This is a genomic window from Pantoea alhagi (assembly GCF_002101395.1).
In the GTDB taxonomy this organism is placed as follows: domain Bacteria; phylum Pseudomonadota; class Gammaproteobacteria; order Enterobacterales; family Enterobacteriaceae; genus Mixta; species Mixta alhagi.
On the sequence record NZ_CP019706.1, the window covers coordinates 276561 to 299114 of the forward strand.

Below are 22554 nucleotides of genomic sequence, written 5' to 3' on the forward strand. Positions count from 1 at the left end.
GGTGACCTTACCGTCCATTAACCGGTTTGAATAATACTCCTTAAACGAGGTCAACTATGAGACTAATTCCCCTGGCAAATGCTTCCCAGGTAGGTAAATGGGCCGCACGTCATATCGTAAACCGTATTAACGCCTTTAAACCCACGCGCGAACGCCCTTTTGTACTTGGTCTGCCCACCGGTGGTACACCGCTGGAAGCCTATAAACATTTAATTGAAATGCACAAAGCGGGCCAGGTTAGCTTCCAGAACGTCGTCACCTTCAATATGGATGAATATGTCGGCTTGCCGAAAGAACATCCTGAAAGCTACCACAGCTTTATGTATCGTAATTTTTTCGATCACGTTGATATTCCGCGAGAAAACATCAATCTTCTTAATGGAAATGCAGCGGATATTGACGCAGAATGTCGCCAGTATGAAGAAAAAATTCGCGCTTATGGAAAAATCCACCTGTTTATGGGCGGCGTAGGCAATGACGGCCATATCGCCTTTAACGAACCTGCGTCTTCGCTGGCATCCCGTACTCGCATCAAAACGCTGACGCATGATACCCGCGTCGCTAACTCACGCTTTTTCGATGGTGATGTGAATCAGGTACCTAAGTATGCCTTAACGGTGGGCGTTGGCACGCTGCTGGACGCTGAAGAAGTGATGATTCTGGTGACCGGCCATGTGAAGGCGCAGGCGCTACAGGCTGCAGTCGAAGGCAATGTTAACCATATGTGGACCATCAGCTGTCTGCAGCTTCATCCTAAAGCGGTAGTGGTTTGCGATGAGCCTTCCACCATGGAGCTGAAGGTAAAAACCGTCAAATATTTCCGCGAAATGGAAGCGGAAAATATGCAGAATTTATAATCACTGGATTTAACCCCTGTCCGGTTAACCAGCCGGACAGATGCCGCCTTGAGTCGGGAGAATATTATGTATGCTTTAGTAAATGGTCGCGTGTTTACCGGCCATGAAATCCTCGATAATCACGCTGTTATTATTAATAACGATCTGATTGAACGTGTCTGTCCTCACGATGAGCTACCAGCGGAATGCGAACAGCGTGATGTGGGTGGCGCAATCATAGCTCCCGGCTTTATTGACGTTCAGCTAAATGGCTGCGGCGGCGTCCAGTTTAATGATGATATTGATGCGATTAGCCTGGAAACCCTGGCTATTATGCAAAAAGCGAATGAGAAGTCAGGCTGTACCAGCTTTCTTCCTACCCTGATTACCAGCAGCGATGAGCTGATGGTACGGGCGGTCGAGGTGATGCGTAGCTGGCTGGAACTGCATTCCCATCAGGCGCTCGGCCTGCATCTTGAAGGCCCGTGGCTGAACGTGGCGAAAAAAGGCACCCACCACGCAGAGTTAATCCGCAAACCCGATGCGGCACTGGTCAAATTCCTGTGCGATAACACTGATGTGATTACCAAAGTTACCCTGGCACCAGAAATGGCGGGCACCGAGGTGATCCATCAATTACACGACGCTGGCATTATTGTTTCCGCCGGGCATTCTCATGCTACCTATGATGAAGCGCGTAGCGGTTTTGCCGCCGGCATCAGCTTTGCCACACATTTATATAACGCCATGCCGGTAACAACCGGTCGCGAGCCCGGTTTGATTGGCGCGCTGCTCGATACGCCAGAAGTTTACTGCGGCATTATTGCCGACGGCCTGCATGTTCACTACGCTAACGTGCGCAACGCAAAACGCATCAAAGGCGATAAGCTGGTACTGGTTACTGATGCCACCGCGCCAGCCGGTGCAGCTATTGACCGGTTCATTTTTGCCGGTAAAACAATATACTATCGAAACGGGCTGTGTGTTGACGAAAACGGGACGCTGAGCGGATCGGCGCTAACGATGATCGAAGCAGTACAGAACTGCGTTGAACATGTCGGCATTTCACTGGATGAGACCTTGCGTATGGCAACGCTTTATCCAGCCCGTGCAATGGGCGTGGATAAACAGTTAGGCTCTATTGAAGCTGGAAAAGTAGCAAACCTGGCTGTTTTCACACGCGATTATCACATTATCAAGACTATCGTTAACGGTAACGAAGTCTTTAGCGAGTAATCATTGATGACCACTGGCGGCCAGGCACAAATAGGAAATGTCGATCTCGTAAAGCAGTTAAACAGCGCAGCGGTTTACCGCCTTATCGATCAGATGGGTCCCATTTCCCGTATTCAGATTGCGGAGCATAGCCAGCTTGCGCCAGCCAGCGTCACGAAAATTACCCGCCAGCTTATTGAGCGCGGCCTGATAAAAGAGGTCGATCAGCAGGCCTCTACCGGCGGTCGCCGCGCCATTTCGATCGTTACCGAAACACGGGGCTTTCATACCATTGGCGTGCGCCTTGGGCGTAACGACGCCACGCTCACGCTCTACGACCTGAGCGGTAAGTCGCTGGCGGAGGAGCATTACCCGCTGCCTGAGCGCACCCAGGAGACGCTGGAGCATGCGCTTTTCAATGCCATCGATCACTTTATTGCAGCTCATCAGCGCAAGCTGCGTGAGCTGATTGCCATCTCTGTTATTTTGCCAGGCCTGGTCGATCCACATAGTGGCATCATTCGTTATATGCCACATATCACGGTCAATAACTGGCCGCTGGTCGCTAATCTTAAACAGCGTTTCCACGTTACCAGCTTTGTTGGTCATGACATTCGCAGCCTGGCGCTGGCGGAACACTATTTTGGTGCAAGTCGCGACTGCGCAGATTCTATTTTGGTGCGCTTACATCGCGGCACCGGGGCGGGCATCATCACTAACGGTCATATTTTTCTCGGCAGCAACGGCAACGTAGGGGAAATAGGTCATATTCAGGTGGATCCGCTGGGCGAGCGCTGCCACTGCGGCAACTTTGGCTGTCTGGAGACCATTGCCGCCAACGGCGCGCTGGAAAATCGCGTGCGTCGTCTGTTGCAGCAAGATTACCCCAGTACGTTAACGCTGGATGATTGTACGATCCACGCTATCTGCAAAGCGGCCAATCGCGGTGACAGGCTGGCGACGGAAGTGATTGAGCATGCCGGGCGCTATTTAGGTAAAGCGATCGCAATTGCGATAAATTTGTTTAATCCACAAAAAATCGTGCTGGCTGGCGAGATTACCGAAGCGGAAAAGGTGCTGTTCCCGGCTATTGAAAGCTGTATCAATGCGCAAACGTTAAAGGCATTTCGTAAAAATTTACCGGTCGTGCGCTCTGAGTTGGATCATCGTTCCGCCATTGGCGCTTTCGCGCTGGCCAAACGCGCCATGCTGAATGGTGCCCTGCTCCAGCATCTGCTGGAAGAATAACCGCTAACGCCAGCCTTTCACGGCTGGCTTTTTTTTTGCGTTGCGCCCGCACGGCTGTTTTTTGCTCAACAGGGCATCTTTTTTGATGAATCCACAATTATCTGCGCATTTTTTTAGATAAAATCTAATATCCAACGCCTGACAACAACCTTTTTATCAAGAAAAAGGGAAATCGCTTGCATTGCATGTACCAGATAGCGCATTTTCTTATACATCACGCAACGACAGGCGTTGCTTTTCCAACATCACTTAATGAAAACATCACCGTTTAGGTGAGATCAGGAGTAGGTTATGTGTTCAATCTTCGGTGTACTCGATCTGAAAAGCGACGCTTCAGAACTGCGTAAAAAAGCGTTAGAACTTTCACGCCTGATGCGTCATCGCGGCCCGGACTGGTCCGGTGTCTATGCTGACGACCATGCCATACTGGCGCATGAACGTTTGTCGATTGTTGACGTTAACAACGGCGCGCAGCCCCTGTACAACGCAGCCCATACCCACGTTCTGGCCGTTAACGGTGAAATCTATAACCATCAGGCGCTGCGCGCAGAGTTGAGCGATCGCTATGCGTTTCAGACCGGTTCCGACTGCGAAGTGATCCTGGCGCTCTATCAGGAAAAGGGCGTTGATTTCCTGGACGATCTGCAGGGCATGTTCGCCTTTATCCTTTACGATAGCGAAAAGAAAAGCTGGCTGATTGGCCGCGATCATATCGGCATTATCCCGCTCTATATGGGCAACGATGAGCATGGCAACCTGTTTGTGGCTTCAGAGATGAAAGCGCTGGTGCCGGTATGCCGCACCATTAAAGAATTCCCGCCGGGAAGCTATCTCTCCAGCACCGATGGCGAAATTCGTCGTTATTACCAGCGTGACTGGATGGAATATGACAGCGTCGCCAACAACTCTACTGATGCAACCGCGCTGAAAAATGCGCTGGAAGAGTCAGTAAAAGGCCATCTGATGTCCGATGTGCCTTACGGTGTGCTGCTTTCAGGCGGTCTGGACTCGTCCATTATTTCGGCGATCACCAAACGCTTCGCGGCAAAACGCGTGGAAGATCAGGATAAGAGCGATGCCTGGTGGCCGCAGCTGCACTCTTTCGCCGTTGGACTCGAAGGCTCGCCCGATCTGAAAGCGGCCCGTTCCGTCGCCGATCACCTGGGTACGGTACATCATGAGATTCACTTTACCGTGCAGGAAGGTCTGGATGCGATTCGCGATGTGATCTATCACATTGAAACATATGATGTCACCACCATCCGCGCCTCTACGCCGATGTACCTGATGTCACGTAAGATTAAAGCGATGGGCATTAAAATGGTGCTCTCTGGCGAAGGCGCCGATGAAGTGTTTGGCGGCTATCTCTACTTCCATAAGGCACCAAACGCGAAAGAGTTCCATGAGGAAAACGTCCGTAAGCTGCTGGCGCTGCACATGTATGACTGTGCGCGTGCCAATAAGGCGATGTCCGCATGGGGCGTGGAAGCGCGTGTGCCCTTCCTCGATAAAAAGTTTCTCGACGTGGCGATGCGCATCAACCCGCAGGACAAAATGTGCGGCAGCAACGGCAAAATGGAAAAGCATATTCTGCGTGAATGCTTCTCTTCTTACCTGCCGGAGAGCGTGGCCTGGCGTCAGAAAGAGCAGTTCTCTGACGGCGTAGGCTACAGCTGGATTGATACGTTGAAAGAAGTCGCTGCACAGCAGGTGAGCGCTCAGCAGCTTGAAACCGCGCGCTATCGCTTCCCGTACAACACGCCAACGTCAAAAGAAGCCTATCTCTACCGCGAGATCTTCGAAGAGCTGTTCCCGCTACCAAGCGCGGCAGAGTGCATTCCAGGTGGTCCGTCTGTGGCCTGCTCTTCTGCTAAAGCCATTGAGTGGGATGAAGCCTTTAAAAGCATGGACGATCCGTCCGGGCGCGCTGTCGGCGTACACCAGTCCGCCTATAAATAAGCAATCTTACATCACCAATAAAACGGGCCTGCGCGGCCCGTTTTTTTATTGCATCTGGCGGTGTTACGATCAAAAATTGTCGTTTTTATCATCACGCTGGTTACAAGCCAGTCAAACAGTGTGCGAATGGTAAAAAACGACAAAAAACTTGTTGACGCTCTTGAGTGCAATACGCATAATGCGCCCCGCAACGCCGATGAAGGTAGCGCGAAAAAAGATGGCTACGTAGCTCAGCTGGTTAGAGCACAGCACTCATAATGCTGGGGTCACAGGTTCGATTCCCGTCGTAGCCACCATCTTTTTTGCGGGAGTGGCGAAATTGGTAGACGCACCAGATTTAGGTTCTGGCGCCGCAAGGTGTGCGAGTTCAAGTCTCGCCTCCCGCACCATTTCAGTCATCGGTTTAGCGGATGGGGTATCGCCAAGCGGTAAGGCACCGGTTTTTGATACCGGCATTCCCTGGTTCGAATCCAGGTACCCCAGCCATATTTCTGATGTGAAACTGATGCGTAATCGGATCTTGGGATATCGCCAAGCGGTAAGGCACCGGTTTTTGATACCGGCATTCCCTGGTTCGAATCCAGGTATCCCAGCCACATCAGAAAGCAATAAAATTTGGCTACGTAGCTCAGCTGGTTAGAGCACAGCACTCATAATGCTGGGGTCACAGGTTCGATTCCCGTCGTAGCCACCATTTTATTGGGGTATCGCCAAGCGGTAAGGCACCGGATTCTGATTCCGGCATTCCGAGGTTCGAATCCTCGTACCCCAGCCAATTAAAAACTGTTTATCCCAATTTATTGGGGTGTCGCCAAGCGGTAAGGCACCGGATTCTGATTCCGGCATTCCGGGGTTCGAATCCCTGCACCCCAGCCAAACAGTGTAAAAAAGCCCGCTTATGCGGGCTTTTTTGCGTCTGCGAATCTGGCATTTCAACGGGCGATTCCTTCCGCCCGCCTCGTCTACAGCCCCAGCGCGTAACGCAGCGCCTGACGTTTCAGCACGCCAGCATGTTCTGCCGCCATCAATCCCACATTACGCAGCACGCGCAGCGGTGGCAGGCGGTTGCTGAAAGCGAAATAGAAGAGATCCATACCGCTCTGCATCAGCAAATTATCTTTCTGGCGCTGACGTTGATAACGCAGCAAGACCCGCTCAGAAGACCACTCTTCCGCCTGGTTGCGTGCCGTGGTTAATACCTCAATCAGCGCATCAACATCGCGGTAGCCCAGATTTACCCCCTGCCCGGCCAGCGGATTGATGGTATGTGCCGCATCGCCTACCAGCGCCAGTCCCGGCTGCACATAACGATTGGCGTGCCGACGCACTAACGGGAAGGAGGCGGCCTGCTGCACGCGAAAACGCCCCAGACGCGACGGGAAACAGCGTTCTACCTCTTTTTGCAACTGTTCTGGCGACAGCGTCTGCAGCTGGCGAATGCGGGCCGGGCTGTCATACCAGACCAGCGACGCCCAGCGATCAAACAGCGGCAGCAGCGCATGAGGCCCCTCCGGCGTAAAATGTTGCCAGGTGGTATCACCTGCCGCATGATCCAACTCCACGCTTATCAGCATACAGGACTGGCTATAGTTCCAGCCCTGAATGCCAATGCCGGTAAGCTGGCGCACCTGAGAGTTCGCCCCATCGGCACCGATCACCAGCCGGGCCGTAAGCGTCTGGCCATCTTCCAGCACCAGTTGCCAGCCGCCGTTATGCTGCTGCAAGGCACTCAATTTTGCTGGCGCGAACAGGCTAACCGGCTGCTGTTGCAGACGCTGCCACAGCGCCAGCTGCAATACCGAATTCTCCACCATGTAACCCAGCTCCGGCAGACCAAGACTTGCGGCATCAAACTGTACGCGCGCCGTCTGCCATTCCCAGGTTTCCAGCTTACGATAGGGCGCACAGCGCATTTGCTGCACGGCCGGCCAGACTTCCAGCTGTTTGAGTAAATCCACCGAGGCGCAGCCGATGGCGGAAATGCGAATATCCGGCGGCGCGTCAGGATCAAAAGCCGCCGGAACGTCTCGCTCCAGAACGGCAACCTGAAAGCCCTGCTGCGCCAGCCCGCTTGCCAGCGCCGCGCCAACCATACCTCCGCCAACCACGACGACATCGAATTGCGTTTGATGCATAAATTTATCCTTTTGTGCCCTGCCGTCTCGCGGCGACAGGTCCGCGAGCCCGTTAAGTTAAAGTGTACCGGAAATTCTGCAGAAAACAGAAAAGCCGATACACTGGTCACAACAGCAGCAAAGCATTACAATACGCGCCCTGCAATCCTTCCTGCACTGATAAATGGCACGTTAGATGAGTAAAAAACTGCATATCAAAACCTGGGGCTGTCAGATGAACGAATACGATTCATCTAAAATGGCCGACCTGCTGGAGAGTACGCACGGCTATACCCTCACGGAAGTGGCGGAAGAAGCTGATATTCTGCTGCTTAATACCTGCTCTATCCGCGAAAAAGCACAGGAGAAAGTCTTTCATCAGCTGGGCCGCTGGAAGACGCTGAAAGAGCGTAATCCTGAATTGATTATTGGCGTGGGTGGCTGCGTCGCCTCGCAGGAAGGTGACCATATTCGTCAGCGCGCCAGCTATGTCGATATTGTCTTCGGCCCGCAAACGCTGCATCGCCTGCCGGAAATGATCAATACCGTGCGCGGCTCGAAAAGCCCGGTGGTGGATATCAGTTTCCCGGAAATTGAGAAATTTGACCGCCTGCCGGAGCCGCGCGCTGAAGGCCCGACGGCGTTTGTTTCCATTATGGAAGGCTGCAACAAATACTGTACTTTCTGCGTGGTGCCTTATACGCGCGGTGAGGAAGTTAGCCGTCCCTGCGATGATATTCTGCTGGAAATTGCCCAGCTCGCCGCTCAGGGCGTTCGTGAAGTGAACCTGCTGGGCCAGAACGTTAACGCTTATCGCGGCCCTGCTTTCGACGGCGGCATCTGCTCTTTTGCTGAACTGCTGCGTCTGGTGGCGGCGATTGACGGTATCGATCGCATTCGTTTTACCACCAGCCATCCGATCGAATTCACCGACGATATTATCGATGTTTACCGCGATACGCCGGAGCTGGTGAGCTTTCTGCATCTGCCGGTGCAGAGCGGCGCTGACCGTATCCTGACCCTGATGAAACGTGCCCATACGGCGCTGGAATATAAAGCGATTATCCGCAAGCTGCGGGAAGCGCGTCCGGATATTCAAATCAGCTCTGACTTTATCATCGGCTTCCCTGGCGAAACGCAGGAAGACTTTGAAAAAACCATGAAGCTGATCGCCGACGTTAACTTCGATATGAGCTTCAGCTTTATCTATTCTGCGCGTCCCGGCACGCCGGCTGCCGATCTGCCGGACGATGTCAGCGAAGAAGAGAAAAAGCAGCGTCTCTATATCCTGCAGGATCGCATTAACCAGCAGGCGATGGCATGGAGTCGTCGCATGATGGGCACCGTGCAGCGCATTCTGGTTGAAGGACCGTCACGTAAAAATGTGATGGAGCTTTCAGGCCGTACGGAAAACAACCGCGTGGTGAACTTTGAAGGCACGCCGGAGATGATCGGCAAGTTCGTCGATGTGGAAATCGTAGACGTCTATACTAACTCTCTGCGTGGCGTGGTGGTTCGTACCGAGGAAGAGATGGGCCTGCGCGTTGCAGAAAGCCCGGCTTCCGTCATTGCGCGTACCCGTAAAGAAAATGAAATTGGCGTGGCCATTTTCCAGCCCTGATATGATGTCATTCAACGGTGGGCAGCGCTTGCCCACCGCACAATTTCACCTCATTGCACTTGCTTTCTGAAAGCAATGCCCAAATATCGGCTTTACAGCTTGCGCCTTTTGGTCATGCCATAAATACTTCTGCTATGGTTCGCCTGTATTTCAGGCGGCAAGTCCCTGTTAATTATCAACCTGGCCCTGAGCGACCCAAAGGATTAGTTTGAATATCGAAACACGCGAAATAGAATTAGAACCCGCCGATAATAATCGGTTGCAGAGCCTGTGTGGTCCGTTTGATGATAACGTGAAGCAGCTGGAGCGTCGGCTGGGCATTGAAATCAGCCATCGCGATCACAGCTTTAAGCTGGTCGGACGCGCGCTCTGTGTGAATGCCGCAGTGGATATCCTGCGTAACCTGTACGTGGATACCGCGCCGGTACGCGGCGTTATCCCGGACATCGAGCCGGAACAGATCCATCTGGCGATTAAAGAGAGCCGCGTGCTGGAACAGACGGCGGAAAGCGTCCCTGAATATGGCAAAGCGGTAAACATCAAAACCAAACGCGGCGTTATTAAGCCACGTACGCCGAATCAGGCGCAGTATATTGCTAACATCCTCGACCATGACATCACCTTCGGCGTAGGCCCGGCGGGTACGGGTAAAACCTATCTGGCGGTGGCTGCTGCGGTTGATGCCCTGGAGCGCCAGGAAATACGCCGTATTCTGCTGACGCGTCCGGCCGTCGAAGCGGGGGAAAAGCTGGGCTTTCTGCCCGGTGATTTAAGCCAGAAGGTCGATCCCTATCTGCGCCCGCTTTATGACGCGCTGTTCGAGATGCTGGGCTTTGAGCGCGTAGAAAAGCTGATAGAGCGTAACGTGATTGAGGTTGCCCCGCTGGCCTATATGCGTGGCCGTACCCTGAATGATGCGTTTATCATTCTCGACGAAAGTCAGAACACCACCATCGAGCAGATGAAGATGTTTCTGACCCGTATCGGTTTTAACTCCAGAGCGGTTATTACCGGCGACATTACCCAGATCGACCTGCCGCGCAACGCCAAATCAGGCCTGCGCCATGCGATCGAGGTGCTGTCAAACGTTGAAGAGATCAGCTTTAACTTCTTCCACAGCGAAGACGTGGTACGCCATCCGGTTGTCGCCCGTATCGTAACGGCCTATGAGGCCTGGGAAGAGGCCGATCAGAAGCGTCGTGATAAACTGGCCGAAGAACGTAAGCGCGAAGCGCAGGCAGCAGCACAGGAACAGAAATGAGTCAGGTTATTCTCGATTTACAGCTGGCTTGCGAACAGGCCAGCGGCCTGCCGGGCGAAACGGATTTCCGTCGCTGGCTGGAAGCGGTGCTGCTGCAGTTTCAGCCCGAAAGCGAAGTCACCATTCGTGTGGTGGACGAAGCGGAAAGCCACGATCTTAACCTGACCTGGCGCGGTAAGGATAAGCCGACTAACGTGCTCTCTTTCCCTTTTGAAGCGCCACCCGGTATAGAGTTGCCGCTGCTGGGCGATCTGGTGATTTGCCGTCAGGTTGTCGAGCAGGAAGCCGCCGAGCAAGAGAAAGCGCTGGAGGCGCACTGGGCGCACATGGTTATTCATGGCACCCTGCACTTGCTGGGTTACGATCATATCGAAGATGATGAAGCCGAAGAGATGGAATCGCTGGAGACTGAGATAATGCTTGCTCTTGGTTATCCCGATCCGTACATTTCGGAGAAAGAGGCACCGTAAAGGGTGCCTGTTGTTAAATCCTGCCGGCAAAGGCTGGCAGGCCGATCCTCATAAAGAGAGACCCATACCAGAACGCCATGAGCGACGACCATTCACAAAACAGCGACAGTCCCAGTAGTAAAAAGGGCTTTTTTTCCCTCATTCTCAACCAGCTTTTTCATGGTGAGCCTAAAAACCGTGAAGAACTGTTGGAACTCATTCGTGATTCCGAACAGAACGAACTGATCGATCAGGATACGCGTGACATGCTGGAAGGCGTCATGGATATCGCTGAGCAGCGCGTCCGCGATATCATGATCCCCCGCTCGCAAATGATTACGCTGAAGCGCAATCAAAGCCTGGAAGAGTGTCTGCAGGTCATCGTTGAGTCTGCCCATTCCCGCTTCCCGGTGATTAGCGAAGATAAAGATCATGTCGAAGGGATCCTGATGGCAAAAGATTTACTGCCGTTTATGAGCAGTGGATCAGAGCCGTTCAGCATGGAAAAGGTGCTGCGTCCAGCCGTTGTCGTGCCGGAAAGTAAGCGCGTGGACCGCATGCTGAAAGAGTTTCGTTCTCAGCGCTATCATATGGCGATCGTGATCGATGAGTTTGGCGGTGTTTCCGGCCTGGTGACCATTGAAGATATTCTTGAGCTGATCGTGGGTGAAATTGAAGATGAATATGATGATGAAGAAGATCGTGATATTCGTCAGCTTAGTCGTCACGCCTATACCATTCGTGCGCTGACGCCGATTGAAGACTTCAATGAAGCCTTTGCCACGCAGTTTAGCGATGAAGAGGTCGATACTATTGGCGGTCTGGTGATGCAGGCGTTTGGCCATCTGCCGGCGCGTGGTGAAAGCATCGACATTGAAGGCTATCAGTTTAAAGTCGCGATGGCAGACAGCCGTCGTATCATTCAGGTGCATGTAAGGATACCGGAAAACGCTCCGCTGCCTGTGCTGGATGAATAACGCTTTGTAGGGCTATTGCCTGATTCCGGATGAATAACACATTTATGGCTATTGCCTCTGTTTACGCCCGTCAGCAGGTTCGCCTGCTGCTGGCTTTAGGTGCCGGTGCCGTCGGCACCCTGGCTTTTTCCCCGTATGATTTCTGGCCTGCCGCGCTGCTTTCGCTGATCGGCTTACAGGCGCTGACCTTACAACGTACCACGCCGCAGGCTGCCGCTATCGGCTTCGCCTGGGGCTTTGGCCTGTTCGGCAGCGGCATAAACTGGGTATACGTCAGCATCGCAACTTTTGGCGGCATGCCTGGCCCGGTCAATGTTCTGTTGGTTATTCTGCTGGCTGCTTATCTGGCGCTCTATCCGCTGCTGTTTGCCGCAGTGGTAAATCGTCTTAGTCCACAAGCGAGCCTGTTAAGGCTGGTATTGCTGGCACCGGTTGCCTGGCAGGTCAGTGAGTTCTTGCGCGGCTGGATCCTGACCGGTTTTCCGTGGCTACAGTTCGGCTACAGTCAAATTGACGGTCCGCTAAAAGGGCTGGCTCCGCTGGCGGGCGTAGAAGGCGTCACCTTCCTGCTGATGATTATCGCCGGGCTGGCAGTTTACGCATTAATGCAGCGACGTCTGTGGCCAGCGCTGGCGGCGTTGGCACTGCTGCTGCTGCCCTGGCCGTTGCGTTATATTAGCTGGTACCAGGCGCAGCCAGCGCGAGCGGTAAACGTTGCGCTGGTGCAGGGAAACATACCGCAGTCGCTGAAATGGGATCCGGAACAGCTGCGTAATACGCTGCGCATTTACAGCGACAGCGTGCGTCACTATATGGGCAAAGCGCCGATTATCATCTGGCCGGAATCCGCCGTTTCCGATCTGGAAGTTAACCAGCAACCCTTTTTACACCAGCTTGATGATGCCCTGCAGGCGGGTGGCAGTACGCTGATTACCGGTATTGTGGATTCACGCCTGGAAGGCAACCGCTATCACGATTATAACTCGGTGATCGTGCTGGGCGGGAAAGAGCCCTACAACTATTACGGCGGCAATCGCTACCAGAAAAATCATCTGGTGCCTTTTGGTGAATTTGTGCCGCTGGAGTCGTTGCTGCGTCCGCTGGCTCCCTTCTTTGATTTGCCAATGTCCTCTTTCAGCCGTGGCGACTATCTACAGCCTCAGCTACAGGCGGCGGGCTATAACCTGACCACCGCTATCTGCTATGAAATTGTGCTGGGCCAGCAGGTCAGGGATAACTTCACTGCGCAAACCGATTTTCTGCTAACGGTCTCGAATGATGCCTGGTTTGGTCATTCTATCGGCCCGTGGCAACACTTCCAGATGGCGCGCATGCGCGCGCTGGAGCTTGGTCGTCCGCTATTACGCAGCACCAATAACGGTGTAACTGCCGTTGTCGGCGCTGATGGCGAAGTGCAGCACATTATTCCACAGTTTACTCGCCAGGTTCTGGAAGCGAAGGTCACGCCGACAACCGGTCTGACGCCTTACGCACGCACCGGCAATCTTACCGTCTGGTTGATAACGCTGCTGTTTACTCTGGCTGCAATTTTTACGGCGCGCCGCTCTCGCCGCTAACTTTCCAGGCGAAGCCCATGCTTCGCCTGTTTTCCCCTCTGCTCTTCTTTCATCAAAACGACATCTATTTTTCCTACCCTCACTGGCACAGGCTTTGCATTAGTTTGATAGCGAAATCGTGCTTTCTGCTCTCACGCCTACGGGCCGTCAGCTTTTGCACCATGCAGGGTCAGCCAGCGCTCCCCTTTGGCGCAGAGAAGCAGAAATGCATTAATTTGGTGCGGCGGACTTCGCAAAAAACAAACTTTTCTGTTTCATTACGTTAACATTCCGCTATGTTAAGAATTATTCAGAACCCGTTCTGGAACCAAAAGAAAAGCGGCAGGCATTAATAACCTATCTCGGTCCCTGAATTAGGTGCCAAAAACATGAAGGAGTTGGAACATGCAGATGCGCAAAGTGGCACTGTCTCTCCTGTTGCTCAGTGCAGCAGCAGGCGCAGCCCAGGCCGAAGAACTCACCGGCACGCTGAAAAAAATTAATGATAACGGCGTGATTGTTGTCGGGCATCGTGAGTCTTCCGTTCCCTTTTCATATTACGATAACCAACAGAAAGTGGTTGGTTACTCTCAGGCTTATTCTAACGCCATCGTCGATGCCATTAAGACCAAACTGAATAAGCCCGATCTGCAGGTCAAAATGTTGCCGGTGACGTCGCAAAACCGTATTCCTCTGCTGCAAAACGGCACCTACGATTTCGAGTGCGGCTCCACCACTAATAACCTGGAGCGCCAGAAACAGGCCGCCTTCTCCAATACGGTCTTTATTATCGGTACGCGCCTGCTGGTTAAAAAAGGCAGCCCGATTAAAGATTTCACCGATCTGAAAGGCAAAACCGTGGTTGTGACATCGGGCACCACTTCAGAGGTGTTGCTGCATAAGCTCAACGATGAGAAAAAACTGGAGATGCGCATTATTAGCGCCAAAGATCACGGTGACTCCTTCCGCACGCTGGAAACCGGCCGCGCCGTGGCCTTTATGATGGATGACGCACTGCTGGCGGGTGAACGCGCCAAAGCCAAAAAGCCGGATAACTGGGAAATTGTCGGCACGCCGCAGTCGAAAGAGGCTTACGGCTGTATGCTGCGCAAAGACGATCCGGCGTTTAAAGCGCTGGTCGATGAAACCATTGCGAAGGCGCAAACCTCCGGTCAGGCGGAAAAGTGGTTTGATACCTGGTTTAAACAGCCTATCCCACCGAAAAATCTCAATATGAACTTTGCGCTTTCTGAAGATATGAAAACGCTGTTTAAAACGCCAAACGACAAGGCGTTGAATTAATTACAATGAAAACAGGGTGATGCGTCGCCCATTCGATTGCTGAAAACAGGCTCGGACAGACAGCGTGAATCGGTCGTTCCCCGGCTCACGTTCCACAGAAGCCTCTCATCAATCTTCAGGGTAGCTTAGCTACCCTTTTTTACCGGAGTTTGTTATGGGTATTGACTGGAACTGGGGCATTTTCTTTGAACAGGCCCCGTTTGGAAACACCACCTATCTCGGCTGGCTGTGGTCAGGATTGCAAACCACGGTCACCGTTTCGTTATGCGCCTGGATTATCGCCTTTTTCGTTGGCTCTTTTTTTGGCATTTTGCGTACGGCCCCCAACCGTCTGCTGTCAGCAATTGGCACCTGCTATGTTGAGCTGTTCCGTAATATTCCTTTAATCGTTCAGTTCTTTTTTTGGTATCTAGTGGCACCGGAACTGGTGGGTGAAGATTTAGGGATGTGGTTTAAGGCCGAACTCGATCCTAACCTGCAGTTTTTTCTCTCCTCAACGATTTGTCTTGGGCTTTTTACTGCCGCACGCGTTTGTGAACAGGTGCGCGCAGCGATTCAGTCGCTGCCGCGTGGGCAACAGAGCGCTGGCCTGGCGATGGGATTAACGCTGCCGCAAACCTATCGTTATGTGCTGCTGCCTAACGCTTATCGCGTGATCGTACCGCCGATGACCTCTGAAATGCTGAACCTGGTAAAAAACTCCGCTATCGCCTCCACTATTGGCCTGGTGGACATGGCAGCGCAGGCGGGCAAGCTGCTGGACTATTCCGCCCACGCCTATGAATCTTTTACCGCCATCACGCTCGCCTACATCGGCATTAATCTGGTGATCATGCTGTTAATGGGCCTTGTAGAGCGCAAGGTGCGTTTGCCCGGCAATATGGGGAGTAAATGATGTACGAATTTGACTGGGCTTCGATTATCCCCAGCCTGCCTTACCTGATTAACGGCCTGGTCATTACCCTGAAAATCACCGTGACGGCAGTGGTATTTGGCATTCTCTGGGGCACTCTGCTGGCGGTAATGCGCCTCTCTACTTTTAAACCGATCAGCTGGTTTGCCAACCTGTATGTGAACCTGTTCCGCTCCGTGCCGCTGGTAATGGTACTGCTGTGGTTTTATCTGGTGGTGCCCAGCTTTTTACAGCAGGTCCTGGGGCTCTCGCCCAAAACCGATATTCGCCTGATTTCAGCTATGGTGGCCTTTTCGCTGTTTGAAGCGGCCTACTATTCAGAAATCATCCGCGCCGGTATTCAAAGTATTTCTCGCGGTCAGTCCAGCGCAGGGCTGGCGCTCGGCATGACGCCGCTTCAGACCATGCGGCTAATTATTCTGCCGCAGGCGTTTCGCGCCATGGTGCCACTGCTGCTGACGCAGGGCATTGTACTGTTTCAGGACACCTCGCTGGTTTATGTGTTAAGTCTGGCTGACTTTTTCCGCACCGCCACGTCGATTGGCGAGCGTGACGGTACTCAGGTAGAGATGATCCTGTTTGCCGGTCTGGTTTATTTCGTTATCAGTATTAGCGCGTCAATGCTGGTCAGCTATCTAAAAAGAAAAAGGACGGTTTAAATGATTACCCTGAAAAACGTTTCGAAGTGGTATGGTCACTTTCAGGTGCTGACCGATTGTTCAACCCAGGTTAATAAAGGCGAAGTGGTGGTAGTGTGCGGCCCTTCCGGCTCCGGCAAATCGACGCTGATCAAAACCGTAAACGGGCTGGAACCCATTCAGCAGGGCACCATTGAGGTCAATGGCATCCAGCTGAACAATAAAAAAACCAATCTGGCCCAGCTGCGTTCTAAAGTCGGGATGGTATTCCAGCACTTTGAGCTCTTTCCTCATCTCAGCATTCTGGAAAACCTGACGCTGGCGCAGATTAAAGTACTAAAGCGCAACAAAGAAGAGGCGCGCGACAAAGGCCAGAAACTGCTGGCGCGCGTAGGGCTCTCCGCGCATGCCAATAAATTCCCTGCTCAGCTCTCCGGCGGGCAGCAGCAGCGCGTAGCCATTGCGCGCGCGCTCTGTATGGATCCGGTCGCCATGCTGTTTGACGAGCCCACCTCGGCGCTCGATCCTGAAATGATTAACGAAGTGCTGGATGTGATGGTGGAGCTGGCCCATGAAGGCATGACGATGATGGTGGTGACCCATGAAATGGGCTTCGCCCGTAAAGTGGCGCACCGGGTCATCTTTATGGATGAGGGCAAAATTATTGAGGATACTCAGAAAGAGGCCTTTTTTGCCGATCCGCGCTCCGATCGCGCTAAAGACTTTCTGGCAAAAATCCTGCATTGATCTTCAGGGCAGCCTGCTGGCTACCCTGCTGCGCAAAAGCATCAGGTTCAGGGCGTAAAAGGCTGGCGCTGGAAATGGTCATGCCCGCACTCAGGGCAAAGCGTCAGCGTCTCTGGCGTATAGATCGCCCGGGTAAAGTGGCACTTTTCACAAACCAGATTACCCAGCCCCACTACTTCGCCGCTCTGATAAACGCCATGGTGATTCAAATCCTGGAAAATCTCACGCCACTCCAGCTGGCTTTTATCGGTGATATCAGCCAGCTCTTTCCATACGCTTTCACGAATGACACGCATAAAAACGCTGTCTGTCGGGTCACTTTCATTTTCATGATAGCTGCGGGCAAACTCCTCCAGGTCTCGCCGTACCGCTCGCGTGACTTCGTTTACCTCGTTACGTGACAGATCGCTGTTCATCATAAGCTGCTGCCTGGCACGCTCTACCATTCCATCGATATCGCGTTCCCCCTGGGTTAAACGTTCGCTGAGCGAAGAGATCAATTGCTGATAATGCTGCGCCACCTTATTCATATATTCTCCTGTTATCGCGATTGATGACTACGAGCCTGCGCCCTCCGCGCATTGGGTTGGTCAGCACTCTGTGTAGCGGGGTTGTCATTAATTCTAGCGCTTATCGCGGATTTACTCCGCCTGTGCCGCGATTCGCAGCAAATTCTGCAGGCATGCTTCCAGCTTGTAGAGAAATGGCCTGCCGGTTGCCGTCAGGTGTTGTTGCAGCAAAGCCTTATCGGCTATGCTATGCGGATCTTATCTACACAGTTCAGGCTTCGCGCTATTCATAAAGGACCACAGGCTGCCATGCAAGAGCAATACCGCCCGGAAGAGATCGAATCCCATGTTCAACAACACTGGGATCAACAACAGACCTTCAAAGTGACCGAAGAAGAAGGCAAAGAGAAATATTACTGCCTCTCAATGCTGCCCTATCCTTCTGGTCGCCTTCATATGGGCCATGTGCGCAACTACACCATTGGCGATGTGATTGCCCGTTACCAGCGTATGCTGGGTAAAAACGTACTGCAGCCGATCGGCTGGGATGCTTTCGGTCTGCCTGCGGAAGGCGCCGCGGTAAAAAACAAAACCGCGCCGGCGCCCTGGACCTATTCCAATATCGAATATATGAAAAACCAGCTGAAACTGCTGGGCTTTGGCTATGACTGGAGCCGTGAACTGGCTACCTGTCAGCCAGAATATTATCGCTGGGAACAGTGGTTTTTCACCAGGCTGTATGAAAAAGGCCTGGTTTATAAAAAAACTTCAGCGGTTAACTGGTGCCCCAACGACCAAACCGTGCTGGCAAATGAGCAGGTTATTGATGGCTGCTGCTGGCGCTGCGATACCAAAGTTGAGCGTAAAGAGATCCCACAGTGGTTTATTAAAATCACTGACTATGCCGACGAGTTGCTGAACGACCTGGACAAGCTGGAAGACTGGCCGGAACAGGTTAAAACCATGCAGCGTAACTGGATCGGGCGTTCTGAAGGAGTGGAAATCACCTTCGATGTGGACGGCAGCGAAGAGAAAGTCACCGTGTATACCACGCGTCCCGATACCTTTATGGGCGCAACCTATGTGGCGGTAGCCGCAGGTCATCCACTGGCCACTCAGGCGGCGGTGAATAATCCGGCGCTGGCTGATTTCATTGCCGAGTGCCGTAATACCAAGGTAGCGGAAGCTGAAATGGCTACCATGGAGAAAAAAGGCATGGCGACCGGCCTGTTCGCGATTCATCCGCTGAGCGGTGAAAAAGTGCCGGTTTGGGTCGCTAACTTCGTACTGATGGAGTATGGCACCGGTGCGGTAATGGCTGTTCCCGCTCACGATCAGCGCGACTGGGAATTCGCCACAAAATATGACCTGCCGATTAAACCGGTGGTGCTGAATCTCGACGGCAGCGAGCCAGACGTCAGTGCAGCCGCCATGACCGACAAAGGCACGCTGTTTAATTCGGCTGAGTTTGACGGTCTTAGCCATGAAGCGGGATTCAACGCCATCGCTGACCGCCTCGCAGAAAAAGGCGTGGGCGTACGTAAAGTTAACTATCGTCTGCGCGACTGGGGCGTTTCTCGTCAACGTTACTGGGGCGCGCCGATCCCGATGGTCACCCTAGAAGATGGCACGGTAATGCCAACGCCAGAAGATCAGCTGCCGGTTATCCTGCCGGAAGATGTGGTTATGGATGGCATTACCAGCCCGATTAAGGCAGACCCGGAGTGGGCAAAAACCACCGTTAACGGCCAGCCAGCGCTGCGTGAAACTGACACCTTCGATACCTTTATGGAATCTTCCTGGTATTACGCGCGTTACACCTGTCCCGACTACGATCAGGGCATGCTCGATCCTGCTGCGGCTAACTACTGGCTGCCGGTGGATCAATATATCGGCGGCATTGAACACGCAATCATGCATCTGATGTATTTCCGCTTCTTCCATAAGCTGCTGCGTGATGCGGGCATGGTCACCTCTGACGAACCGGCCAAACGCCTGCTGTGCCAGGGCATGGTGTTAGCGGACGCCTTCTATTATCTGGGCGAAAACGGCGAGCGTAACTGGGTTTCTCCGGTAGAGGTCACCGTTGAACGCGATGAGAAAGGGCGTATTGTTAAGGCGACCGACGCCTCAGGCCGCGAAGTGATCTACGCGGGCATGAGCAAAATGTCAAAATCGAAAAATAACGGTATTGACCCGCAGCTGATGGTAGAACGTTACGGCGCTGATACTGTTCGCCTGTTTATGATGTTCGCTTCACCGGCAGAGATGACACTGGAGTGGCAGGAATCAGGCGTTGAAGGCGCTAACCGTTTCCTGAAACGCGTATGGAAGCTGGCTTACGAACACAGCCAGAAAGGGGCTACCGTAGCGCTGGATATCAACAGCCTTAACGATGACCAGAAAGCGCTGCGTCGCGATCTGCATAAAACCATCGCTAAAGTTTCTGATGATATTGGCCGCCGTCAGACCTTCAACACCGCCATTGCGGCGATTATGGAACTGATGAACAAACTGGCGCGCGCACCGCAGGAAAGCGATCAGGATCGCGCCCTGCTGCAGGAAGCGCTGCTGGCCGTAGTGCGTATGCTCTATCCTTTCACTCCGCACGCCAGCTTCACACTGTGGCAGGCGCTGGGTGGCGAAGGCGAAATTGACAATGCGCCGTGGCCGGTAGCCGATGAAGCCGCTATGGTGGAAGATTCAGTGCTGGTAGTGGTACAGGTTAATGGCAAAGTGCGCGGTAAAATTACCGTGCCGGCGGATGCGACTCAGGAGCAGGTTCAGGCGCTGGCTGCGCAGGAGCATCTGGTAGCGAAATACCTGGACGGCGTCACCATTCGTAAAGTGATTTACGTCCCGGGCAAACTGCTTAACCTGGTGGTAGGTTAAGTTCAGGAGGAACTGTGCGACATCCGATTTTTACCTTTTTACTTGGCCTGGCGGTACTGGTTACCGCCGGCTGCGGCTTCCATCTGCGCAGCACTACTCAGGTGCCGCATGAGCTGCGTACCCTGGTATTGCAAAGCAGCGATCCCTATGGTCCGTTAGCGCGCACGGTGCGTCAGCAGCTACGCCTGAATAACATTACGATTGTAGAAGCAGAGAACGCGGGCACCCGCACCGATCTGCCTACCCTGCGCCTGGCAGCAGAACGTCAGGGTCAGGATACGGCATCGGTGTTCCAGAACGGCGTCACGGCGGAGTATTCCATGGTAATGACCGTCAGCGCTCAGGTGGTTATTCCTGGCAAGGGGATCTACCCGATCAGCGCAACGACTTATCGCTCATTCGTGGATAACCCGCTGGCAGCGCTGGCGAAAGATGCCGAGCAAATCATCATCCGTGATGAGATGCGTCAGCGTGTCGCGGAGCAACTGGTCCGTAAGCTGCTGACAGTACACACTGCCCAGCTAAATGATAAAGAGACGCTGCCGTCACCCGATGTGCTGGCACCGGGTGAAGATTCACCGGAAGTCTCCTCCTCTTCGGCTACCAGCCTGCAATGATCAGGATTTACCCTGAGCAACTCCGCACGCAGCTCCATGAGGGGCTGCGTGCCTGTTATCTGCTAATGGGCAATGAACCGCTGCTGCTGCAGGAGAGCCATGATGTCATCAAGGCCAGTGCGCAGCAGCAGGGGTTTATTGAACATTTCAGCGTGGTGCTGGATAACCAGACCGACTGGGACAGCGTATTTAGCAACTGTCAGGCGATGAGCCTGTTTGCCAGTCGCCAGACGCTGACCTTAACGCTGCCGGAAAATGGTCCCAACGCAGCGATGGCCAGCCAGCTGGAAAAGTTAAGTACGCTGCTGCATGACGATATTCTGCCCATTATTATCGGCAACAGGCTGACCAAAGCGCAGGAAAACAGCGCCTGGTTTAAATCACTCAGCGCCCAGGCGGTGCTGGTGCCCTGCGCAACGCCTGAGCATGCCCAGCTTCCGCGCTGGGTTGCCGCGCGTGCCAAAAGCATGCAGCTGGATTTGGATGAAGCTGCCTGTCAGCTGCTGTGCTACTGCTATGAAGGGAATCTGCTGGCGCTGGCGCAGGCTCTGGAACGTTTATCACTGCTCTGGCCGGACGGCAAACTCACGCTGCCGCGTGTGGAGCAGGCGGTCAGCGATGCGGCGCACTTTACGCCTTTTCACTGGGTTGATGCATTGCTGGCGGGGAAAAGTAAACGCGCCCTGCATATTCTTCGGCAGCTTGCCGCCGAAGAAAGTGAACCGGTGATTTTAATTCGTACCTTGCAGCGTGAATTGCTGCTGCTGTTGACGCTACAGCGCCAGCAGAGCAATGTTCCGCTGCGAACCCTGTTCGATCAGCATCGCGTATGGCAAAATCGTCGCGCTCTGTTCAGCGAAGCGCTGCAACGCCTGACGTTAGTGCAGATCCGTCAGGCTATTCAGCTGTTAACGCGCCTGGAAATCACTCTTAAACAGGATTACGGCCAGCGGCTGTGGCCGGAGATAGAAACCCTCTCGCTGCTGCTGTGTAATAAAGCCCTTCCTGCGGAATTAGGCGAATTTTAAATGGCTTCTCTGCATGCGCTCTTTGGCGGCACCTTTGATCCAATCCATTACGGCCATCTGAAAACCGTTCAGGCACTGGCGCAGGAGGTCAGTTTACATCAGGTTACGCTGCTGCCGAATAATGTCCCGCCGCATCGCCCTCAGCCTGAAGCCAGCGCCGCGCAACGCGTTGCAATGGTCAGGCTGGCGATTGCCGATCGTCCGTTGTTTAACCTTGATACGCGCGAGCTGGAACGTCAGACCCCTTCCTATACGGTGGAAACGCTGGAGCAGCTACGCGCTGAACGCGGGACGCATCAGCCGCTGGCCTTTATCATTGGTCAGGACTCACTGCTTAGCCTGCATAAATGGCATCGCTGGCAACAGCTAATGGATCTTTGTCATCTGCTGGTTTGCCAGCGCCCAGGCTACGCTCGCGCGATGCCGACGCCAGCGCTTCAGGAGTGGCTTGAGCAGCATCAGACAGCAGACGCCTCAGCTTTACATCAGCAGCCTGCCGGCCTGATTTGGCTGGCGGATACGCCGCTGGTGCCGGTTTCCGCTACCGATATTCGTCGCCGTCGTCATCAGGGGCTCTCCTGTGAAGATTTGCTTCCGCCCGCGGTTATCGACTATATCAATCATCAGGGCTTATACACTAAATAATTCGAGTTGCAGGAAGGCAGCGACGCA

At 53.4% G+C, this 22554-nt stretch carries 19 protein-coding genes and 7 tRNA genes; 24 read left to right on the plus strand and 2 right to left on the minus strand.

The genetic code is table 11. The features are described from left to right. Positions 1–56: 56 nt before the first annotated feature. The 11 genes from nagB to B1H58_RS01315 all read left to right on the plus strand — a co-directional run bounded on the left by nagB (position 57) and on the right by B1H58_RS01315 (position 6134). Positions 57–857: a glucosamine-6-phosphate deaminase gene (gene nagB, locus B1H58_RS01265; RefSeq protein WP_085067612.1), complete on the plus strand. Its 801-nt coding sequence runs from the start codon at positions 57–59 to the stop codon at positions 855–857. Between the two features lie 66 nt (positions 858–923). Further along, positions 924–2072: an N-acetylglucosamine-6-phosphate deacetylase gene (gene nagA / locus B1H58_RS01270; RefSeq protein WP_085067613.1), complete on the plus strand. Its 1149-nt coding sequence runs from the start codon at positions 924–926 to the stop codon at positions 2070–2072. A gap of 6 nt (positions 2073–2078) precedes the next feature. Continuing rightward, complete coding sequence (gene nagC, locus B1H58_RS01275; RefSeq protein ID WP_085067614.1) at positions 2079–3299, plus strand: DNA-binding transcriptional regulator NagC; 1221 nt, start codon at positions 2079–2081, stop codon at positions 3297–3299. A gap of 291 nt (positions 3300–3590) precedes the next feature. Beyond that, positions 3591–5258 carry an asparagine synthase B gene (asnB, locus tag B1H58_RS01280; RefSeq protein WP_085067615.1) on the plus strand — a complete coding sequence of 556 codons (1668 nt, stop codon included), beginning with the start codon at positions 3591–3593 and terminating at the stop codon, positions 5256–5258. Between the two features lie 219 nt (positions 5259–5477). Beyond that, a tRNA-Met gene (locus tag B1H58_RS01285) sits at positions 5478–5554 on the plus strand. A gap of 8 nt (positions 5555–5562) precedes the next feature. Next, positions 5563–5647 (plus strand) — tRNA-Leu (locus B1H58_RS01290). Positions 5648–5669: 22 nt separating this feature from the next. Next, positions 5670–5744: transfer RNA gene (locus tag B1H58_RS01295), tRNA-Gln, on the plus strand. Between the two features lie 35 nt (positions 5745–5779). Further along, positions 5780–5854: transfer RNA gene (locus B1H58_RS01300), tRNA-Gln, on the plus strand. A gap of 21 nt (positions 5855–5875) precedes the next feature. Then, positions 5876–5952 (plus strand) — tRNA-Met (locus tag B1H58_RS01305). Positions 5953–5958: 6 nt separating this feature from the next. After that, positions 5959–6033: transfer RNA gene (locus B1H58_RS01310), tRNA-Gln, on the plus strand. 26 nt (positions 6034–6059) lie between these two features. Beyond that, positions 6060–6134 (plus strand) — tRNA-Gln (locus B1H58_RS01315). An 86-nt stretch (positions 6135–6220) separates the two neighbouring features. On the opposite strand, the gene ubiF is transcribed toward B1H58_RS01315, so the two are convergent. After that, the gene (gene ubiF, locus B1H58_RS01320) at positions 6221–7393 is read right to left on the minus strand and encodes a 3-demethoxyubiquinol 3-hydroxylase (protein WP_085067616.1); all 1173 of its coding nucleotides are present in this window, start codon (positions 7391–7393) and stop codon (positions 6221–6223) included. Between the two features lie 175 nt (positions 7394–7568). Here ubiF and miaB point away from each other — a divergent pair, with 175 nt between their 5' ends. From miaB to B1H58_RS01365, 9 genes are all read left to right on the plus strand, one after another. Further along, complete coding sequence (miaB, locus tag B1H58_RS01325) at positions 7569–8993, plus strand: tRNA (N6-isopentenyl adenosine(37)-C2)-methylthiotransferase MiaB (protein ID WP_085067617.1); 1425 nt, start codon at positions 7569–7571, stop codon at positions 8991–8993. 208 nt (positions 8994–9201) lie between these two features. Next, positions 9202–10254 carry a PhoH family protein gene (locus tag B1H58_RS01330; protein ID WP_085067618.1) on the plus strand — a complete coding sequence of 351 codons (1053 nt, stop codon included), beginning with the start codon at positions 9202–9204 and terminating at the stop codon, positions 10252–10254. After that, on the plus strand, positions 10251–10724 hold the full coding sequence (gene ybeY / locus B1H58_RS01335; RefSeq protein ID WP_085067619.1) for an rRNA maturation RNase YbeY: 474 nt from the start codon (positions 10251–10253) through the stop codon (positions 10722–10724). Before B1H58_RS01330 ends, ybeY begins: the two co-directional genes overlap by 4 nt. 77 nt (positions 10725–10801) lie before the next feature. Next, positions 10802–11680, plus strand: a complete 879-nt coding sequence (gene corC, locus B1H58_RS01340; RefSeq protein ID WP_085067620.1) for a CNNM family magnesium/cobalt transport protein CorC — start codon at positions 10802–10804, stop codon at positions 11678–11680. A 44-nt stretch (positions 11681–11724) separates the two neighbouring features. Beyond that, a complete protein-coding gene (gene lnt / locus B1H58_RS01345) occupies positions 11725–13257 on the plus strand; it encodes an apolipoprotein N-acyltransferase (protein WP_085067621.1) in 1533 nt (510 codons plus the stop codon). A gap of 384 nt (positions 13258–13641) precedes the next feature. Continuing rightward, entirely contained in the window at positions 13642–14538 is an 897-nt protein-coding gene (locus B1H58_RS01350; RefSeq protein ID WP_085067622.1) for a glutamate/aspartate ABC transporter substrate-binding protein, read from the plus strand. Between the two features lie 154 nt (positions 14539–14692). Then, positions 14693–15433 carry an amino acid ABC transporter permease gene (locus B1H58_RS01355; RefSeq protein WP_085067623.1) on the plus strand — a complete coding sequence of 247 codons (741 nt, stop codon included), beginning with the start codon at positions 14693–14695 and terminating at the stop codon, positions 15431–15433. Continuing rightward, positions 15433–16110 (plus strand): glutamate/aspartate ABC transporter permease GltK, encoded by a 678-nt coding sequence (gene gltK / locus B1H58_RS01360; protein ID WP_085067624.1) that lies wholly within the window; start codon positions 15433–15435, stop codon positions 16108–16110. The genes B1H58_RS01355 and gltK overlap by 1 nt, the downstream gene beginning before the upstream one ends. Next, positions 16111–16836 (plus strand): amino acid ABC transporter ATP-binding protein, encoded by a 726-nt coding sequence (locus tag B1H58_RS01365; protein WP_085067625.1) that lies wholly within the window; start codon positions 16111–16113, stop codon positions 16834–16836. Between the two features lie 47 nt (positions 16837–16883). On the opposite strand, the gene B1H58_RS01370 is transcribed toward B1H58_RS01365, so the two are convergent. Next, the gene (locus B1H58_RS01370; protein WP_085067626.1) at positions 16884–17366 is read right to left on the minus strand and encodes a zinc ribbon-containing protein; all 483 of its coding nucleotides are present in this window, start codon (positions 17364–17366) and stop codon (positions 16884–16886) included. Positions 17367–17654: 288 nt separating this feature from the next. Here B1H58_RS01370 and leuS point away from each other — a divergent pair, with 288 nt between their 5' ends. The 4 genes from leuS to nadD are packed head-to-tail and all read left to right on the plus strand — an operon-like array spanning position 17655 to position 22527. Then, positions 17655–20237 (plus strand): leucine--tRNA ligase, encoded by a 2583-nt coding sequence (leuS, locus tag B1H58_RS01375; protein WP_085067627.1) that lies wholly within the window; start codon positions 17655–17657, stop codon positions 20235–20237. Positions 20238–20251: 14 nt separating this feature from the next. Further along, a complete protein-coding gene (gene lptE, locus B1H58_RS01380) occupies positions 20252–20854 on the plus strand; it encodes an LPS assembly lipoprotein LptE (RefSeq protein ID WP_085067628.1) in 603 nt (200 codons plus the stop codon). Further along, the gene (gene holA / locus B1H58_RS01385; RefSeq protein ID WP_085067629.1) at positions 20851–21882 is read left to right on the plus strand and encodes a DNA polymerase III subunit delta; all 1032 of its coding nucleotides are present in this window, start codon (positions 20851–20853) and stop codon (positions 21880–21882) included. The genes lptE and holA overlap by 4 nt, the downstream gene beginning before the upstream one ends. Beyond that, positions 21883–22527, plus strand: a complete 645-nt coding sequence (gene nadD / locus B1H58_RS01390) for a nicotinate-nucleotide adenylyltransferase (protein ID WP_085067630.1) — start codon at positions 21883–21885, stop codon at positions 22525–22527. It begins immediately after the preceding gene. Positions 22528–22554 lie beyond the last annotated feature (27 nt).

Coding starts and splice junctions, on each gene's coding strand:
- nagB (WP_085067612.1), top strand. CDS start 57: ATGAGACTAATTCCCCTGGCAAATGCTTCCCAGGTAGGTAAATGGGCC.
- nagA (WP_085067613.1), top strand. CDS start 924: ATGTATGCTTTAGTAAATGGTCGCGTGTTTACCGGCCATGAAATCCTC.
- nagC (WP_085067614.1), top strand. CDS start 2,079: ATGACCACTGGCGGCCAGGCACAAATAGGAAATGTCGATCTCGTAAAG.
- asnB (WP_085067615.1), top strand. CDS start 3,591: ATGTGTTCAATCTTCGGTGTACTCGATCTGAAAAGCGACGCTTCAGAA.
- ubiF (WP_085067616.1), bottom strand. CDS start 7,393: ATGCATCAAACGCAATTCGATGTCGTCGTGGTTGGCGGAGGTATGGTT.
- miaB (WP_085067617.1), top strand. CDS start 7,569: ATGAGTAAAAAACTGCATATCAAAACCTGGGGCTGTCAGATGAACGAA.
- ybeY (WP_085067619.1), top strand. CDS start 10,251: ATGAGTCAGGTTATTCTCGATTTACAGCTGGCTTGCGAACAGGCCAGC.
- corC (WP_085067620.1), top strand. CDS start 10,802: ATGAGCGACGACCATTCACAAAACAGCGACAGTCCCAGTAGTAAAAAG.
- lnt (WP_085067621.1), top strand. CDS start 11,725: ATGGCTATTGCCTCTGTTTACGCCCGTCAGCAGGTTCGCCTGCTGCTG.
- B1H58_RS01350 (WP_085067622.1), top strand. CDS start 13,642: ATGCAGATGCGCAAAGTGGCACTGTCTCTCCTGTTGCTCAGTGCAGCA.
- B1H58_RS01355 (WP_085067623.1), top strand. CDS start 14,693: ATGGGTATTGACTGGAACTGGGGCATTTTCTTTGAACAGGCCCCGTTT.
- gltK (WP_085067624.1), top strand. CDS start 15,433: ATGTACGAATTTGACTGGGCTTCGATTATCCCCAGCCTGCCTTACCTG.
- B1H58_RS01365 (WP_085067625.1), top strand. CDS start 16,111: ATGATTACCCTGAAAAACGTTTCGAAGTGGTATGGTCACTTTCAGGTG.
- B1H58_RS01370 (WP_085067626.1), bottom strand. CDS start 17,366: ATGAATAAGGTGGCGCAGCATTATCAGCAATTGATCTCTTCGCTCAGC.
- leuS (WP_085067627.1), top strand. CDS start 17,655: ATGCAAGAGCAATACCGCCCGGAAGAGATCGAATCCCATGTTCAACAA.
- holA (WP_085067629.1), top strand. CDS start 20,851: ATGATCAGGATTTACCCTGAGCAACTCCGCACGCAGCTCCATGAGGGG.
- nadD (WP_085067630.1), top strand. CDS start 21,883: ATGGCTTCTCTGCATGCGCTCTTTGGCGGCACCTTTGATCCAATCCAT.